Annotated in this window: 14 protein-coding genes; 10 read left to right on the forward strand and 4 right to left on the reverse strand. The window is 64.3% G+C overall.

The features are described from left to right. Positions 1 to 50 precede the first annotated feature (50 nt). Entirely contained in the window at positions 51 to 761 is a 711-nt protein-coding gene (locus ACFWF2_RS30820) for a hypothetical protein (protein ID WP_379310995.1), read from the reverse strand. A gap of 53 nt (positions 762 to 814) precedes the next feature. After that, positions 815 to 1726, reverse strand: coding sequence for a cutinase family protein (locus ACFWF2_RS30825; protein WP_379310996.1), 912 nt, complete (start codon positions 1724 to 1726; stop codon positions 815 to 817). 264 nt (positions 1727 to 1990) lie between these two features. On the opposite strand from ACFWF2_RS30825, the gene ACFWF2_RS30830 reads away from it, so the two are divergent. From ACFWF2_RS30830 to ACFWF2_RS30845, 4 genes are all read left to right on the forward strand, one after another. Next, positions 1991 to 2692, forward strand: a complete 702-nt coding sequence (locus ACFWF2_RS30830) for a response regulator transcription factor (RefSeq protein WP_379311008.1) — start codon at positions 1991 to 1993, stop codon at positions 2690 to 2692. 32 nt (positions 2693 to 2724) lie between these two features. After that, positions 2725 to 4017 (forward strand): sensor histidine kinase, encoded by a 1293-nt coding sequence (locus ACFWF2_RS30835; protein ID WP_379310997.1) that lies wholly within the window; start codon positions 2725 to 2727, stop codon positions 4015 to 4017. A gap of 122 nt (positions 4018 to 4139) precedes the next feature. Then, complete coding sequence (locus ACFWF2_RS30840) at positions 4140 to 4874, forward strand: DUF2993 domain-containing protein (protein WP_379310998.1); 735 nt, start codon at positions 4140 to 4142, stop codon at positions 4872 to 4874. A gap of 102 nt (positions 4875 to 4976) precedes the next feature. Then, the gene (locus tag ACFWF2_RS30845) at positions 4977 to 6266 is read left to right on the forward strand and encodes a YhgE/Pip domain-containing protein (RefSeq protein ID WP_379310999.1); all 1290 of its coding nucleotides are present in this window, start codon (positions 4977 to 4979) and stop codon (positions 6264 to 6266) included. 103 nt (positions 6267 to 6369) lie between these two features. Here the strand turns inward: ACFWF2_RS30845 and ACFWF2_RS30850 are convergent, their stop codons facing one another. Both ACFWF2_RS30850 and ACFWF2_RS30855 read right to left on the reverse strand, forming a co-directional pair. Further along, positions 6370 to 8199, reverse strand: a complete 1830-nt coding sequence (locus tag ACFWF2_RS30850; protein ID WP_379311001.1) for an acyl-CoA dehydrogenase — start codon at positions 8197 to 8199, stop codon at positions 6370 to 6372. A gap of 221 nt (positions 8200 to 8420) precedes the next feature. Further along, a complete protein-coding gene (locus ACFWF2_RS30855) occupies positions 8421 to 9629 on the reverse strand; it encodes a TetR/AcrR family transcriptional regulator (RefSeq protein WP_379311002.1) in 1209 nt (402 codons plus the stop codon). 497 nt (positions 9630 to 10126) lie between these two features. On the opposite strand from ACFWF2_RS30855, the gene ACFWF2_RS30860 reads away from it, so the two are divergent. The 6 genes from ACFWF2_RS30860 to ACFWF2_RS30885 all read left to right on the forward strand — a co-directional run. Continuing rightward, a complete protein-coding gene (locus ACFWF2_RS30860) occupies positions 10127 to 10873 on the forward strand; it encodes a lysophospholipid acyltransferase family protein (protein WP_379311003.1) in 747 nt (248 codons plus the stop codon). 100 nt (positions 10874 to 10973) lie between these two features. After that, positions 10974 to 11834 carry an alpha/beta fold hydrolase gene (locus tag ACFWF2_RS30865; protein WP_379311009.1) on the forward strand — a complete coding sequence of 287 codons (861 nt, stop codon included), beginning with the start codon at positions 10974 to 10976 and terminating at the stop codon, positions 11832 to 11834. Further along, entirely contained in the window at positions 11831 to 12856 is a 1026-nt protein-coding gene (locus ACFWF2_RS30870) for a VOC family protein (protein ID WP_379311005.1), read from the forward strand. The genes ACFWF2_RS30865 and ACFWF2_RS30870 overlap by 4 nt, the downstream gene beginning before the upstream one ends. After that, positions 12853 to 14613, forward strand: a complete 1761-nt coding sequence (locus ACFWF2_RS30875) for a bifunctional 3-(3-hydroxy-phenyl)propionate/3-hydroxycinnamic acid hydroxylase (RefSeq protein ID WP_379311010.1) — start codon at positions 12853 to 12855, stop codon at positions 14611 to 14613. The genes ACFWF2_RS30870 and ACFWF2_RS30875 overlap by 4 nt, the downstream gene beginning before the upstream one ends. Continuing rightward, entirely contained in the window at positions 14610 to 15425 is an 816-nt protein-coding gene (locus ACFWF2_RS30880) for a 2-keto-4-pentenoate hydratase (protein ID WP_379311006.1), read from the forward strand. The genes ACFWF2_RS30875 and ACFWF2_RS30880 overlap by 4 nt, the downstream gene beginning before the upstream one ends. Beyond that, positions 15425 to 16199, forward strand: a 775-nt coding sequence (locus ACFWF2_RS30885; protein WP_379311007.1) for an acetaldehyde dehydrogenase (acetylating), incomplete at its 3' end; no start/stop codon positions are given. The genes ACFWF2_RS30880 and ACFWF2_RS30885, both read left to right, overlap by 1 nt.

The raw sequence follows: 16199 nt of genomic DNA on the forward strand, positions 1-16199 counted from the left end.
CTGCCGGGCCGACGGACACGGTCGGCCCGGCAGACCGAAGTTTCGGAGCGCTACTTCGCCTGCTGCTCGCTCTTCACCGACGGCTGATTGATCGTGGTGAAGTACTGGACCGCGGCGTAAATCGCCACCGGGGCGGCGATCAGCAGCTGGCCGGCCAGCACGCCGAGGAAGCCGCCGGCCGCGACGCCCGCGATGCAACCCTGAACTTCGGCGGGCAGTCCACTGAACATGGTGGCAAGAGCACCGGTGAGGGACGCTCCCGTCGCGCCGCCGATGACGCAGCCCACCGCTGCGCCGCCGATGCCGCCGACCATCGCGCCGATCGAAGCGCCGAGTCCGATGGTGCTGGTCATGCGGCTCCACGCGTCTTTCTCGCGGTCGTAGTCGTTCTTCCAAGTGGCCTGATCTTCGTACGGCAGTGCGATCGGCTCGTAGTGAGCCTTGTCGAGGGTGAACTGCGGGGTGAGCGTCGCCGTCCGCTCCTTGATCTCGGCTTCGATGGGGAAGACGAATTCGTCGACGCGGAACTTCAGTTCGGTGCCGGCGAGGACCTTGCCGTCCGGCGCCTTCACCTTCAGGGTGCCATCCTCGACGACCAGGGAGCCCGCGTCGATCTGGATGAGTGTGGTCTTGTCGGTCGTGGCCGTGGTGTAGTTCACGACACCGAGGTCCTCGGAGGGGGCGGCATGTGCGGTCCCGACGCCGGCGGCCAGCGTGCCGATCATGACCGCAGAGACTGCTGTGAGGTATTTGATGCGCATTTCTGTTCTTTCTTGTGGTGGTGGAGATTCCCGGGGAGGGTCTGGATGGCAGGTCAGCCGAGTCCGGAGAGCCAGTCGTGGAGCCAGGTGACGGCGGTGTGACTGCCATCTACCCGGTAGCTGCCGTACGACATGTGCGTTCCGGATCCGTAGAAGTTGGCCAGCTGACGTGCGCGTTCAGTGCGTGCCTGTTCGCTGAGTCCGCCCTGTTCGTCGGTGGATCGCAGGGCGGCCAGCAATTCGGCTGCTCTGGCTCGGTAGAGGGGGAGGTCGTCGGGGTGGTCGTCGGAGATGCCGGCCAAGCTGCCGGCGATGACGGTGATGAAGTCTTCGTCGTCTGTCGAGCAGTAGAGGTCGCCGATCGCGCAGATGGTGCGGACGCGGGAAGCGATCGACCCGACCCCTTCTGGACGCGACCCCCGGACGCCGACGCCGGCGGCGGGTGGGCCGACCTGGATGTCGGCCGGCGACCGTTGTGGGTCGGAGAGCAGGCCGACCGCTTTCAGGCGGTCCGGCGACACCACGCCACGGCCACGTCCGATCTCTGCCGCCAGGTCGCCGGCAGCGTCCGCGCCCTGGCTGTAGCCGACCAGAGCGAAGTGCGTGTTCGCGCAGCGCTCCGCAGTGGTGCGCACCATCTCCCGTGCGGTATCCACGGCGACCTTCTGTGATGCGCCATAGGCCTTGCCCTCCCAGGGGAAGGCCGTCGCGGGGTAATCGACATAGGCCACCTGCTCGTGCGCGGGCAGACCATCGGTTACGCCGGCCAGCATGCCGGGGCCGGTGGTGTGCCTTGTTTCACCGGTCTCCCACGTGCCTGGTATCGCGATGACATAGACGGCGGGGCAGCCCGGGTCGGCTCCGGCACTGCTCGCGGTCATGCCTGGGATGGCCGTGCCCGCGGCCATCGTGATGGCTGTACCGGCAGCCAACGCGATGGCCGCGGCGTGAACGTTCACTCGCACCTTTCTTGCTCCTTCGTCGGTCTGCGCTGATGGGTTGTCGGGACAGCAGCGTGACCGGCGTCATCGGCGGAGTTGCTCACTGCTGGTATAAACCGTCACGGATGATGCTCTGATCAGTCAATCGCTGTCAGAGAACTCTCAAGCAATCGGTAAACCTCCGATAGGGAAGTGTCCGACCGGCAGAGGAAGAGATTTCAGGTGAACCCAGCAACCACTGCGCGCACGACGCCGACGCGCGAAGTGAACGCAGTCGAGGTCCGCGCCGTGTCGGGCGAGTACGGGACCGTGCTGATCGTCGACGACGACGCCGATGTGCGTGAATCACTGGAACGCGGCCTACGTCTACACGGGTTCGGGGTGTGTGTCGCGGCTGACGGCGCGGGGGCGCTGACCACGATCCGCACGCGCATGCCCGACGTCGTGGTACTCGACATCGAGATGCCGGGATTGGATGGGCTGGCCTTCATCACCGCGCTGCGCGCACTCGGCAGCGACGTGCCCATTTGTGTGCTGAGTGGCCGTACCCGGGTGACCGACCGCGTCGAGGGGCTCGAACTCGGCGCCGACGACTACCTGACCAAGCCGTTCGACTTCGTGGAACTGACCGCGCGATTGCATGCTCTGCTTCGGCGGCGCGGTAGCGGCTGGAGTGCTGCACAGGAATCGGTCACTGTGGGTGCGCTACGCATCGAGTTCGCGGCACGGCTGGTGTCGGTGCAGGGCCGGGACGTTCCGCTGACGCGACGGGAGTTCGAGCTGATCAGCGTGCTGGCCGCCCACCGTGGTTCGGTCGTGACCCGTGACCGGTTGCTGGAAACGGTATGGGGCTATGACTTTCGACCGCAGACGAACGTCGTGGACGTTGTCGTCGGTCACCTTCGTCGAAAGCTGGAGACCGGCGGCGTCCCCCGCCTACTGCACACGGTGCGAGCCGTCGGATTCGTACTACGGGAGGAACTGCCGTGAACGGAATCCTTTCTCTGCGAACGCGAGTCGCGGTGGCCGCCGCGACGGGAACCACGCTCATCGTCGGCGCCCTGGCCGTCTTCTTGTTCGTTGCCATCGAGGAGAACAACATCCGGCATGTCGATGAACAGCTGGACATCATGACGGGGCTCGTCGAAGCCAATGTCGGTACGGCACAGCTGTTCATCGGCCGGTTGAGTGACGGCGGTATCGCGGCGATCACTCTCTCTCACGACGGCACTGTCCTGGCGAGTACGTCAACGGAGCTCCCACGACTACCCGAAGGGCATCAGACCTTGGTGATGGCGGATGCCGGATACCGTGTCAAGACAATGGAGGTAGAGCAATCGCCCATCGGCCCCCATTCTGTGTCGGTCGCCGCCCCGTTGTCCGCGGCGGAATCGGTAACACGTGAGCAGCGCCAGCACGTGCTCCTCGCCGGCGCGGCAGCGATCGCCGTCGCATCAGGGTTGGGTTGGATTCTCGGTGGCCGGGCGATCAGACCGCTGGTGGACCTGACACGCCGAATCGACGAAGGTGGCGGACTCCCCGAGGCGGGTGGGTGGTTCCGTGTGCGGGAGGCCGAACAGCTCACTGCTGCTGTCCGGTCGATGCTCGCGCGCATCGACTCGGCGCAGCAGCGGACGATGTCCGCTCTCGAGACAGCCAGGACGTTCGCGAACTCGGCGGCCCATGAGCTGCGAACTCCGCTGACCGCAATGCGCACCGATATCGAGATCGCGCGTGACGTCGAACTGGTTGCCGATGTGCGCGCGGAGATCCTCGGAGATGCACTGCGAAAACACAGCCGAGTGGAATCGACTCTGGTGGCATTGGAACTGCTGGCTGCCGGCGAGCTCACCTCCGAGCATGCGAATGAACCTGCCGATCTGGTCGAGCTGGCCTACTTGGCGATCGCGGACGCGGCGCGCGTGCATCCGGGAATCCACCTGGGCGTATCAGGCGATGAACGAGCGGATTGCCATTGCTCTCCAGCCGGAATTCGGCTGATCCTCGACAACGCGATCACCAACGCGGTTCGCCACGGGCGGGCTACGCGGATCGAGATTTCGGTGCAGCGAGCCGGGCACGGGATGCTGCTGGCGGTCGACGACAACGGTGCCGGTCTCCCGGAGGGCGAGCGGACAGCGGTATTCGCCCGGTTCCGGCGCGGCACCGGCGCCGCACGTGAAGGCTCGGGCCTGGGGCTCGCGTTGGTTGCGCAACAGGCCGAACTGCACGGCGGCCGGGCAGAGTTGGTCACCAGCACACTGGGTGGCCTGCGGCTCGCTGTCGATATCGCCTGCTCGGGCATCGGCCGGTAGGTGGGCGAAGTCACCCAACTTGGCCGCTACGGTCATATATGATGATTTCATCACTATTGGTGCAGTGATGCAAATAGCGCCCTGGATCATCCTTGGATCCGCAGGGGTCTGGAGGAGGATGCATGAAGCTTCAAGAGTTGGATGCCGTTGGTCATGACCACGTCCCTGCGCGGAGCGCACGGCGAAGAATCGCGCGCGGTGCCACGCTCGGACTCGTTGTCGCGCTCGTGCTGGCGACGATCGGGATAGCGTCCGCTGAGCTCTACCTGAGGAACCGCCTCGAGCATTGTCTGGCTGCCGGTCTGCACGATGACCTCGGTTCTTCGGTGGACGTGAACCTCGGCACGCGTCCAGTCGTGCTCAGTCTGATCGACCGGCAGATCCCGGAGCTGACCGTAGACGGCGACAATGCCCAGTTCGGGCCGGCGGTGGGCATGGCAGTCCACACCACGCTGCACCGGGTCTCTCTGTCGAAGGACGGCGGTTCGGCCACCGTGGGCAGCTCCGAAGCGCGCGTCGACTGGGGTGTCGAAGACATCGAGCGGACGTTGCATGGCCTGGCCGGTGATGTCAGCACGTCAGCCGTCGACGGCACGGTTGATGTCACAGGGATCGTCGGAGTGGTCTCAGTACGACTGCGCCCCTTCATCGAAGGCGGGGCGATCCGGGTCGAGACGGTATCCGCCCGCGGTGTCCCGCCGCAGCTTGCGGACGAGATCGCCGACCTGCTGATGCAAGGCCTCCGCGACTATCCGCTGGGACTTCAGCCGGAATCGGTGATCGTGACCGATTCGGGAATCCGGGTCGAGCTCCGTGGTGGCAGTGCTGATCTCCCGATCGCAGGCGACAAGTGCTGATAATTTCATCAATAGTTGCTTGACCTGCGAAGAGCCCGTGGTCGATGATCGAAATGGTCGGTAGTGCGTAGTTGCCAGGCAGTCAGGAAAGGATACGGTTCCATGGCGATCACCGTTAAGGACCTGGTGAGGTGGCTCCGCCCCAGCGCTGTCGTCGCAGCGCTCGCGGCGCTGCTGGCCACGATGTATCTGGGATACATCGTGGACCCGGAGGGGAACCTGCACGACTTCCCGGTCGGACTGGTCAACCTCGATGTCGGAGACGTCGTCGGAGGTCAACAGGTCAACGTGGGTGATCAGATCGAGGCCGCGCTGGTTCAGCAGATTCCTGCCGACACAGTCGATCTGCGTGAAATGGGTCTGCCGGAGCTACACAGGGCAATGCTCAACGGCACGATCTACGGGGCGATCGTCATTCCGAGCGACTTCACCAAGCGTGTCTCCATCCTCGGCGCGGCCAGTGTTGTGCCCGGCGACGTAGAGCGGCCCGTCATCACCGTTGAAACCAACCCGGCGGCCGGGGCCTACGCGACGCAGATTCTGCTGCGCATCACCACACAGGCGACCGACGAGGCCAATCGAGCAGTGGGTGTCCAGCTGCTTGATCGCGTGCAGAACCAGCTGCAGTCTGCATCGGGTGCGCCAACTACCGAGCTCTCCGGCAGCAGCCGACTTGCGCTGGCCGAGCCCATTTCGGTGGTGGTCGTGCCGTTCCGCCCACTTCCCGACGGTGCCGGTGGGGGATTGTCGGCATTCTTCTACACGCTGCTGTTGCTTCTCGCCGGGTTCACCGGCGCGATGATCATCCACTCGATGGTGGACTCGTCACTGGGATTCGCCCCGACCGAGTACGGGCCCTGGTATGTCCACTACCCGCCGACACCGATCTCGCGCGTGCGAACCCTACTGATCAAATGGGGCATCCTGCTGGCTGTGGCGCCGGTTGTATCGGGCGTGTACCTGGCCGTCGCGACGCTGCTCGGGATGTCGATTCAGCGTGCTCCGATGCTGTTCCTCTATGGCGTTCTCGCGATTGTGGCCGTCGGGGTAACCGCGCTGTCCATCCTGGCGATCTTCGGTGCTGCTGGTTTGCTCGTCAATCTTGTGCTGTTCATCGTTCTCGGTCTGCCGTCCGCAGGAGGAACCGTGCCGATCGAGGCGACACCGCGGGCAATGGAGTGGCTGTCGACCTTCGAGCCGATGCACCAGATCTTCGTCGCGGTCCGGGCAATCCTCTACTACGACGCCCGAGCGAGCTCAGGCTTGGCTCACGGAGTGTGGATGGCACTCCTCGGTCTGGCGATCGGTCTGGTCATCGGCCTTGTCGCAACCAGCTTCTACGACAGAAAGGGGCTCGAACGCCGAGCCGGTTCGACGTCCGGAACGCGTTGAGCACTAACGATTTTCGCGCACCGCAGACCCTGTGTTCCCGTATTCCGTCGAAGAGCGGATGCCGACCGGCGCCGACTGCGGCAGGTCGGCGCCGGCCCGAAGGTCAGAAGGCGGCCTCGTCGAGCTCCATGATCGCGGTATCTATTTCCGATATCACCACACGGTCGGCGCTGAGCCGCGGCAGGACGGTTCTGGCGAAGTAGGACGCAACCGCGATCTTGCCCGCATAGAGGTCCTTGTCCCTGGTAGCGGAGGGAAGGGCGATCGAAGCGACTTCGGCGGCTACCAACAGTCGCCACCCGATCAGCAGATCGCCTACTGCGAGCAGGAAGCGGACCGACTCCAGCCCGATCTTGTAGAGCTCCCGACTGTCACCCGCTGCCGCGAGCAGGTGCTGTGTCAGGGTGGCGGTCATCGCCTGCACGTCGTCGAGTGCGGTCATCAGTAGCGCGCGTTCGGCTTTGAACTCAGGCGTGCCGGATTCGGGCTGGGCGGTTGCCCGGACATGATCGGCGATATGGGCGAAAGCGACGCCGCGGTCGCGGGCGATCTTGCGGAAGAAGAAGTCCTGCGCCTGGATGGCGGTGGTGCCCTCGTAGAGGGAGTCGATCTTGGCGTCGCGGATGTACTGCTCGATCGGGTAGTCCTGTAGGAAGCCGGAGCCACCGAAGGTCTGCAGCGAGTCGGTCAGGTACTGGTAGGCGCGCTCGGAGCCGACACCCTTGACGATCGGGAGCAGCAGGTCGTTCACGCGCGCGGCCAGCTCGGCGTCGGCGCCCGAAACCCGCAGCGCGGTGACCGGGTCCTGGTGTGCCGCGGTGTAGAGGTATATCGCGCGCAGGCCTTCTGCGTAGGCCTTCTGCATCATCAGCGACCGCCGGACATCCGGGTGGTGGCTGATGGTCACCTTCGGAGCGGTCTTGTCGGCGATCTGAGTCAGGTCGGTGCCCTGAACACGGGTCTTGGCGTATTCCAGCGCGTTGAGGTAACCGGTCGACAGGGTCGCGATGGCTTTGGTGCCGACCATCATGCGGGCTTCCTCGATGACCTGGAACATCTGCGCGATGCCGCTGTGCGCGTCACCGACGAGCCAGCCCTTGGCGGGCACGCCGTGTCCGCCGAAGGTGAGTTCACAAGTGGCCGAGGCTTTCAGGCCCATTTTGTGCTCGACGTTGGTGACGAACACCCCGTTGCGATCACCGAGTTCACCGGTCTCGTGGTCGAAGTGGAACTTCGGCACCAGAAACAGACTCAGGCCCTTGGTTCCCGGGCCGGCGCCCTCGGGGCGAGCCAGGACCTGGTGGATGATGTTTTCGGACAGGTCGTCGGCATCGGCCGCGGTGATGAACCTCTTCACGCCCTCGATGTGCCAGGAGCCGTCCTCCTGTTCGATGGCCGTGGTACGACCGGCGCCGACGTCGGAGCCGGCGTCCGGCTCGGTCAGCACCATCGTGGCGCCCCAGTTCTTTTCGACCGCGATCCTGCCCCAGCGACGTTGGGCTTCGGTACCGATGCGGTCGACGATATCGGCCATGTTGGGCCCGGTCAGGTACATGTATGCCGCCGGTTGGGCGCCCAGGATGAGTTCGCTGACAGCCCATGCGAGCATGCGCGGTGCCGGGATGCCGCCGATGGCCTCGGACTTCGCGATACGCCACCATTCACCGGCCTGCCACGCTCGCACCGAACGCTTGAACGCCTCCGGTAGCCGCACGGTGTGGGTCTCGGGATCGAATTCCGGAGGGTTGCGGTCAGTTTCGGCGAACGATGCCGCAGCTGGTCCCTCGGCGATCCGTGCCGCTTCGACAAGCATCGTTCGCACGGTGTCGCCATCCAGGTAACCGAACGCGCCGGTGCCCAGTACGTCCTCCAGTCCGAAGACCTCCAGCAGATTGAACTCGAGGTCTCGGACGTTGCTCTTGTAGTGGCCCACTGGCCCAGTCCCTTCGACGGTCCGGTCGACGTGACCGGAACTGAGGTGGAGAGCGCGGATCCGGCACGCGCCGTGAGCAATTGTGGTTGCGTACCGAACCGCTACGCAACCGTAAGTTACTCACCGCTAAGTGGATATCTAGGCGCGGTCGTCTTCAGATTCTGGACATTCGGAGTTAAGTTGATGGCAGCTAAGTCGGTCGATTGGTGTGCGCCGCTGTGTCAGTCGTGCAGCACGATACGGTCGCCGATAGCGATCAGCGCACCTGCCAGATTCTGGCGGCTGAGGGCGCGTGGATTGCGTACGGCATCGATCACGACAGTGCTGATCGCCTGGATGAGGATCCGGGCCTCTGGCGGCGTCAATTCGGAATCGGCTGACTGCAGCAGTCGGGCCCAGCCCAGGATCCCGTCGCGATGGATCCGGCGGTAGTGCTCTGCTTGCGGCTCCGGCAGATGTCCAACCTCGCTGACGGTTGTTCCGAGCAAATCCGGTTGTTGAAGTGCGAATCCGACGAATGACTCCAGCAGTAGGTGCACTGCTTCCCGAGCGTCTCGGCCCTCGGCCAGCGCGCGGGCGGTGTAGAGGCCGATCCACTGCTCGTTGCGCACGATGATCTCGTTCAGCAAGTCGGCCTTGCTCGAAAAATGGTGATAGAGAGCGGGTCCTCTCACCCCGACAGCTGCCCCGATGTCCTCGATACCGACGGCGGCATAACCTCGGGAGTTGAACAGGCGTGCGGCTGCGCCGATGAGGCGCTCGGGTCGGATCGCTCGCTCGAAGTCCGCGGAGTGCGGCGGCGAAGTCGACGGCCGGGACGTTGGAGGCGTGGCGCCGCCTGGGGGCAATTCGGTGGTGAGAAGCCGCAGGATCGCGGCCTCGAGTATTGATGTGAACGCCGTTGTCGGCAGCTCCTGGCGGTGATATGACGGGCTGACCGCAACTGAGAGAATGCACCAGCTCAGCAGTTCTGCGTCCTTGTCGGGTAGTTCTGGGCGATGCGCGCGCACTGCCCGGCGCAGGTGCCTGGTCAATCGGACCGCCCGAATCAGTACCGAACGGCGGTGTGCGGAGGCGAGGTTTCGGAACTCGAGCTGCCACAGCCTCGGCAGTCCGCGCAGTTCGAGAGCGATAGCAACAAGCTCTTCGAATACCCGATGCCCGCTCACGTCATGGGCTGCGGCAGCGTCCAGCCGGGCCACCGTCGAATCCAAGCCTGACATCAAACAGTGACCGAGTAGCTCCTGCTTGTTGCGGAAGTGGCGATACAGCGCGGTCGATGAAATCCCGACCGCAGTGGCGATGTCGGTCATGGATGTGCCGTGGTATCCCGCCTGTGAGAAGGCGTCGGCGGCCGCGGCCAGGATGGTTGCGCGGCGGTCGCGTGGCCGACGGCGAATCGGGCGGCTGGCCGGGATGCTGGTGCTCATTGCCTCCCAGTGTGGCGTACCCGGTCGTGGTCCGGTGTTCGGTCGTTGGCAGACCTGCCGTCGAGATTCCTGCCTGTGCCGGGGTGGCGCCCCAGGCGGTTCAGTGGGTGAACTCACAACATCATGGGTTAGATCATCAAATATGATCAACTCATCAATTACGCGGGCGGTGATCGCTTCGCGTGTCAATCGGCACCGGATACGAGGTGGAAGTCATGAGTAGAACCTTGACGCGCCCGAATGCTCACTCCGTGACGATGTCCGGCCAGCACGCAGGCTAGGTCGTCGCGAACAGATGCGTTCGCTGGTTGTGAGGTGTCCATTGGGTTCGGCCGTCGGGCCGGCCCGTGTTCTCGGAATCGTCAATATGTTTGCGCCACCGCGCAGCGAAAGTGCAATGGAAGCGAGAAGTAGTGCCTGACAGTGGTGTTCAGCCGCTCCATGATGGGCCGTTCGAAGACTTGCCACAGGGCGGGGGCCAGGTCGAATCAACGCCGATGCCGATTGTCGTCCGTATTCTGCTCTGGGCGTTCCGGTGGTACCACCGTCATGAGATCGGCGGGGTGCTCGAGCCGCCGACGGGACCGGCGCTGGCGGTCGCCAATCACGGCTTCGGTGGTGTGTTCGACCTCAATGTGTTGGCTGCTCGCGCGGCGTACACCCGAATCGGGGACCCGCGAAGGGTGGTCACCCTTACGCATCACATGGCGTGGGCGCTCGGGCTCGGTCCGATTCTGTCGAAGCTGGGCGCTGAGCCTGCGACCGGTGAGAATGCGCTTCGGGCGCTTGCGCGCGGCGCGCACGTGCTCGTCTTTCCTGGCGGCGATGTGGATGCCTTCAAGCCGTGGAGCAGGCGCAACAGGATCATCTTCGATGGTCGGACGGGGTTCGCTCGGCTGGCAATCCAGGCCGGAGTTCCGATCCTGCCGATAGTCACCTCGGGGGCGGGGGAATCGCTGATCTGCCTGTCCGACGGCCGTGCGCTGGCTCGCTGGCTTCGACTGGACAAGCTGCTGAGGCTGAAGCGATTGCCGGTGACCCTTTCGCTGCCGTGGGGGCTTACCGCCGGGGTCGCGGGACTACTGCCTTACATCCCCCTGCCCACCAAGGTGCGCACCACGGTGCTTCCGGTGATGGCGCCTGTGGCGGGCGAGCAGCCGTCGGAGTTCGCGGAGCGGGTGCGCCATGCGATGCAGGCCGAGATGGATCGCCAGACCGCGAACCGCATCCCGATGATCGGCTGACAACAGTCCAGTTCTGATTCTTTCATCAAAACCACTTGACGAGGAATCAATCGGAGGTGATGATTATATCAACTTCAGTGGGAGGTACATCGTGACAAGCATCGACAAGGGTGTCGACACCGGACGAACGGTCCAGGTCGGCAACTGCGAGGTCTACTTCAACGAGTTCGGGACCGGGCCGGCGGTCGTGCTGTTGCACGGCGGTGGCCCCGGCGCGACCGGGCTGTCGAACTACTCGCGCAATATCGACGTCCTGGCGAAGAACTTCCGGGTGATCGTGCCGGACATGCCCGGCTACGGCCGGTCATCGAAATGGGTCGACCAGTCCGACCCGTTCGGCTACCTGGCTCGGGTGCTCGGAGAGTTCCTCGACGTCTTGGAAGTGGACTCGGCGGACCTGATCGGCAACTCCTACGGTGGGGCTGCTGCGCTGCGGCTTGCGATGGACCGACCGGAAAAGGTGGGGCGACTGATCCTGATGGGCCCTGGCGGCGTCGGTTCTTCTCGCGCCTTGCCGACCCAAGGTCTACAAGAACTACTCAACTACTACCCGGGAAGCGGTCCCAGTCGCGAGAAGATCATCCGCTTCATCCGCGAATATCTGGTGTACGACGGTTCGACGGTCCCGAACGACCTGATCGAGGAACGCTACCGGGCAAGCATCGACCCTGAGGTCATCGCTCACCCGCCGTTGCGCCGTCCCTCCGGCTTGTTCGCACTGCGCACGCTCGTGCGGATGGACTTCACCCGTGATTCGCGCCTGAAGAAGGTCGAGCACCCGACACTGGTCGTGTGGGGCGCGGATGACAAGGTCAACCGGCCATCGGGCGGTAGGGCGCTCGCCGAGGCGATGCCGAATTGCGATCTGTACCTGATCGCGCGCACCGGCCACTGGGCGCAGTGGGAGCGGGCGGATCTGTTCAACGCCCTCGCGATCGAGTTCTTGAAGGCTGAGCGATGAACGGCGATGGGGTGTTCGACGACGGATCGGTCTTCGGTGCAGTCCACCTCGGCTATATCGTCGTGGAGTCCTCGCGGTTGACCGATTGGCATCGCTTCGGGACCGACGCGATCGGTATGCACGCCGATGAAGTGGATCGTTCTACGCTGCGTTTCCGTCTCGATGATCACGCATGCCGATTCCTCGTCCAGCGCGGTGCTCAGGAGGATGTGACAGCCATCGGCTGGCAGGTCGACGATCACCAGTCATTCGACCGCATCATCTCCCGGGTCTCGGATCGTGGCGTGCCCATCACCGAGGGCAGTGCCGAGGACGCCGCGCGCCGCGGCGTAGAGCGGCTGTGGCGGTTTCCCGGCCCCAAAGGGATCACCCAGGAGATCTTCACCGTCCCGGTGACCACACCTGACCCGCTGCGCATGCTCAGCTCCGGCTGGGTGACCGGCGAAGCCGGAATGGGCCACGTGGCGATCGTGTCGAAGGAACCGGAAACACTGCGGGGCTACTACGAGACGGTCTTCGACTCCCGCCTCAGTGACTACATCGACGAGAACGTGTCCGGTCTCAAGCTCAAGATCAGGTTTCTGCGGGTGAACGAGCGCCACCACTCGATCGCTATCGCGAACATCCGCGGCGTGAAGATCAATCCGATCAGGACTCGCGTGCAGCACATCAACATCCAGTCGGGTTCGCTCGACGACATGCTGGCGGCCTACGAGAGAGTCACTGATCTCGGCTTCCGGATGGCCTGGGCAGTCGGTCAACACACCAACGACCGAGAGCTGTCCTTCTACTGCGTGACCCCGTCCGGGTTCGAACTCGAGGTCGGCTGGAACCCGATCGTTGTCGGTCCGGAACGCGAGTCCACGTGGGAGCCGACCACCTACCAGGGCATCAGCATCTGGGGCCACACCCCGGTCGGCGAGACCGTACTGGACAAGTTCAACCAGTTCCGGCAAGTCGTCCGTACCTTGCGGACACCCGAGATCACAGTCCCCCAACTCACTGGAGGCATGGCGCGATGAAATCGTTCGACTACGACGTGGTAGTCGTCGGACTGGGGCCGACCGGTTTGACCCTGGCGAACCTGCTGGGCCGGCGCGACGTGCGCGTTCTGGTGCTCGAACGCGAGCCGGAGTTCTACGGTCTGGCTCGAGCTGTCTACACCGACGACGAAGGCATGCGGATCTTCCAGACCGCCGGAGTTGCCGACGAAGCCTCGGCCCAGATGAACCTGGACTGCACTGTGCAGTGGGTACGCAAAGACGGTTCGGTGCTCGCCCAGTTCAATCAGGCATCGCGCCCGCTGGGATGGCCGGTGGCGAACTTCCTGTACCAGCCCTACCTGGAGAACACGCTCGAGCAGGCCCTCGACCGGTATCCCCATGTGACCGTGCGCCGGGGCCGAGAGGTGCTCAGCTTCGACCAAGACGCCAACGGCGTACTCGTACGACATGCCGAATGTCAGGGCACCGGATACGGCAAGCACGACGCCGACACCGACACGACCACCACCGAGGAAGTCCGGGCGAAATTCCTCGTCGGATGCGATGGCGGGCGCAGTGTGGTGCGCACGCAGTTGGGCATCGACATGACCGGCACGAGCTTCCCCGAACGGTGGCTGGTGGTCGATCTGATCGCCAACGACGGCATCGATGCCTTCCGTCACCTGCCGTATTTCGACTTCGTCTGCGACCCCGAAATGCCCACGGTGTCATGCCCGCAACCTGGCGGACATCACCGTTTCGAGTTCATGCTCCACGACGAGCAGAGCAAAGAAGAGATGGAGGATCCCGAAAAGGTCCGCCGCCTCATCGGCGAATACGTCGACCCTGACGAAGTCCAGGTATTGCGCAAGCTGGTCTACACCTTCAACGCCGTGGTCGCAGACCAATGGAGACAAGGTCGTATCCTCCTCGCCGGCGACGCCGCGCATATGACCCCGCAGTTCATCGGTCAGGGCATGAACTCCGGCGTTCGCGACGCAGACAACCTGTCTTGGAAACTCAGCGCCATCGTCCACCACGGTGCCAGTCTCGACATTCTCGACACCTACGAATCCGAGCGGCGCCCACACGCCAAGGCCATGATCGACCTGTCGGTGCTGAACAAGAGCCTTGTCTCGATCGACAACAAGCTCGCGGCGGGTGCTCGCGATGTCGCGTTGGCGACCGCACTGAAGGTTCCCGGACTCAACACGTGGATCCGGGAGGCGAAGATGAAGCCTTCCCCGCGGTTCCGTCGCGGCTCCTATCTGGGACTTCCTCGCAAGATGCTGCGCGGAGTGGAAGGCACCTTGGCGCCACAACCGGACGTCCGCACCTTCAATGGTCGGCATCAGCGATTCGATGATGCACTCGGCCTCGGTTTCGCCGTCATCGGCTACGGCAACGATCCGCGTGAGGGGCTGAGCCTCGCCCAGCGAAATGCCCTGCAGGTACTCGGTACACGATTCGTCACCGTGTATCCGACCGGAGGCCGCCCCCAGGGCGAGCCTGGGGACGCGCGCCTTGATGCCACCGACTACCTCGACGTCGAGGACCATACCGGCGAACTGGCGCATTGGTTCACCAAAGCCGGTGTTTCCCTGGGCGGCACGGTTCTGCTGAGGCCGGACAAGTACGTATTCGGCACCGCTGCGAAATCCGAGGGCTCCGAGCTGGTCACCGCCTTGCTCGTCCGCCTCGCACTCACTCCCGAAATCCTGTCAGCGAACCAGAGTCCGAGCCCGCTTCGCATCGTGCGGTCCGCATCGCCCGTCAAACTGGAGGAAGCACGATGACCACGGCCACCAAAGAGCTGCCAGCAGTGCGCGCGGCTGCCGAACGACTCGCGAACGCAGCAGATTTGGGCATGCCCGTCGCAGCGGTTCGCGACCTGATCGGCTCCGACGATGTCGAGCTGGCTTACGCGGTTCAGAGCTTGGGTACCCGTCGGCGGATCGAAGCCGGAGCGCGGGTGGTCGGACACAAAATCGGACTGACCTCGCCAGCAGTGCAGCGGCAGCTCGGTGTCGACCAGCCCGATTTCGGTGTGCTTTTCCACGACATGGACGCGGGCACAACACCGGCAAGGGAGCGGCCGAAACTGCTGCAGCCCAAGATCGAGGCCGAACTCGCCTTCGTCCTCGGCGCCGACCTGACCGGAGACGACCTCAACCCCATCACCGTCCGTGGCGCGGTCGACTACGCCGCTGCCGCGCTCGAGATCGTTGACAGCCGGATTGCCGGGTGGGACATCACTTTCGGCGACACGGTTGCCGACAACGCGTCGAGCGGCTGGTTCGTGCTCGGCGCGCAGCGGCTCTCGCTCGAAGACTTCGAGCCGAGGGATATCACGATGTCCATGACCATCGACGGCGACGTTGTCTCCCGCGGCAAGGGCGTGGACTGCCTCGGCGATCCCCTGGTAGCACTGGCCTGGCTCGCACGTACCGCCCAGGACTTGGGAGATCCACTACGGGCGGGCGAGGTCGTCCTGTCCGGTGCGCTGGGTCCGATGGCACCTCTACGGCCCGGCGTCCGTGTACACGCCGAACTGTCACAGCGTTCGGGGCCGCTCGGCACCGTCGACTTCACATTGGAGGAGGAGTAATGAGCCGCACCAAAGTCGCAGTCATCGGATCGGGCAATATCGGCACCGATCTGATGATCAAGGTGTTGCGCCTGTCCGACACACTCGAAATGGCCGCCATGGTCGGTATCGACCCTGACTCCGACGGGCTCGCCCGCGCGGCCCGGATGGGGGTGCAAACCACTGCTCGCGGTGTAGAGGGACTGATCTCCCTGCCCGATTTCGACGACATCGACATCGTCTTCGACGCCACCTCGGCCGGTGCGCACAAGGCCAACGCCGTAGCCCTCGAGCCTTTCGGTAAACGCCTGATCGACCTGACGCCGGCGGCAATCGGGCCCTTCGTCGTTCCAGCAGTGAATCTGGATCAGCACCTGGCGGCCAACAACGTCAACATGGTCACCTGCGGCGGGCAAGCGACCATCCCGGTGGTCGCGGCGATCGCTCGGGTCACCACAGTTCCCTACGCTGAAATCGTCGCCTCGATCGCGTCGAAGTCCGCAGGACCCGGTACCCGTGCCAACATCGATGAGTTCACCGAAACCACGTCCAACGCAATCGCCGCGGTGGGCGGGGCTCAGCGCGGACGAGCGATCATCGTGCTCAACCCAGCCGAGCCGCCGCTGATCATGCGCGACACCGTGCTCGCGCTCATCGACAACGCCGACCCCGAGGTCCACACGCGGATCAAGGAGTCCATCCTCGGCAGCGACGATGTCGGCGTCGGTGTCGCGGTAGGTGTACACGGTGCGCAGGGATTCGTGGCGGGCCACCACATCCATCAGCGCGGCTTGC

Source organism: Nocardia sp. NPDC060259 (genome assembly GCF_042728775.1).
GTDB lineage: Bacteria > Actinomycetota > Actinomycetes > Mycobacteriales > Mycobacteriaceae > Nocardia.

Coding starts and splice junctions, on each gene's coding strand:
- ACFWF2_RS30820 (WP_379310995.1), bottom strand. CDS start 761: ATGCGCATCAAATACCTCACAGCAGTCTCTGCGGTCATGATCGGCACG.
- ACFWF2_RS30840 (WP_379310998.1), top strand. CDS start 4,140: ATGAAGCTTCAAGAGTTGGATGCCGTTGGTCATGACCACGTCCCTGCG.
- ACFWF2_RS30845 (WP_379310999.1), top strand. CDS start 4,977: ATGGCGATCACCGTTAAGGACCTGGTGAGGTGGCTCCGCCCCAGCGCT.
- ACFWF2_RS30855 (WP_379311002.1), bottom strand. CDS start 9,629: ATGAGCACCAGCATCCCGGCCAGCCGCCCGATTCGCCGTCGGCCACGC.
- ACFWF2_RS30860 (WP_379311003.1), top strand. CDS start 10,127: ATGCCGATTGTCGTCCGTATTCTGCTCTGGGCGTTCCGGTGGTACCAC.
- ACFWF2_RS30870 (WP_379311005.1), top strand. CDS start 11,831: ATGAACGGCGATGGGGTGTTCGACGACGGATCGGTCTTCGGTGCAGTC.
- ACFWF2_RS30875 (WP_379311010.1), top strand. CDS start 12,853: ATGAAATCGTTCGACTACGACGTGGTAGTCGTCGGACTGGGGCCGACC.
- ACFWF2_RS30880 (WP_379311006.1), top strand. CDS start 14,610: ATGACCACGGCCACCAAAGAGCTGCCAGCAGTGCGCGCGGCTGCCGAA.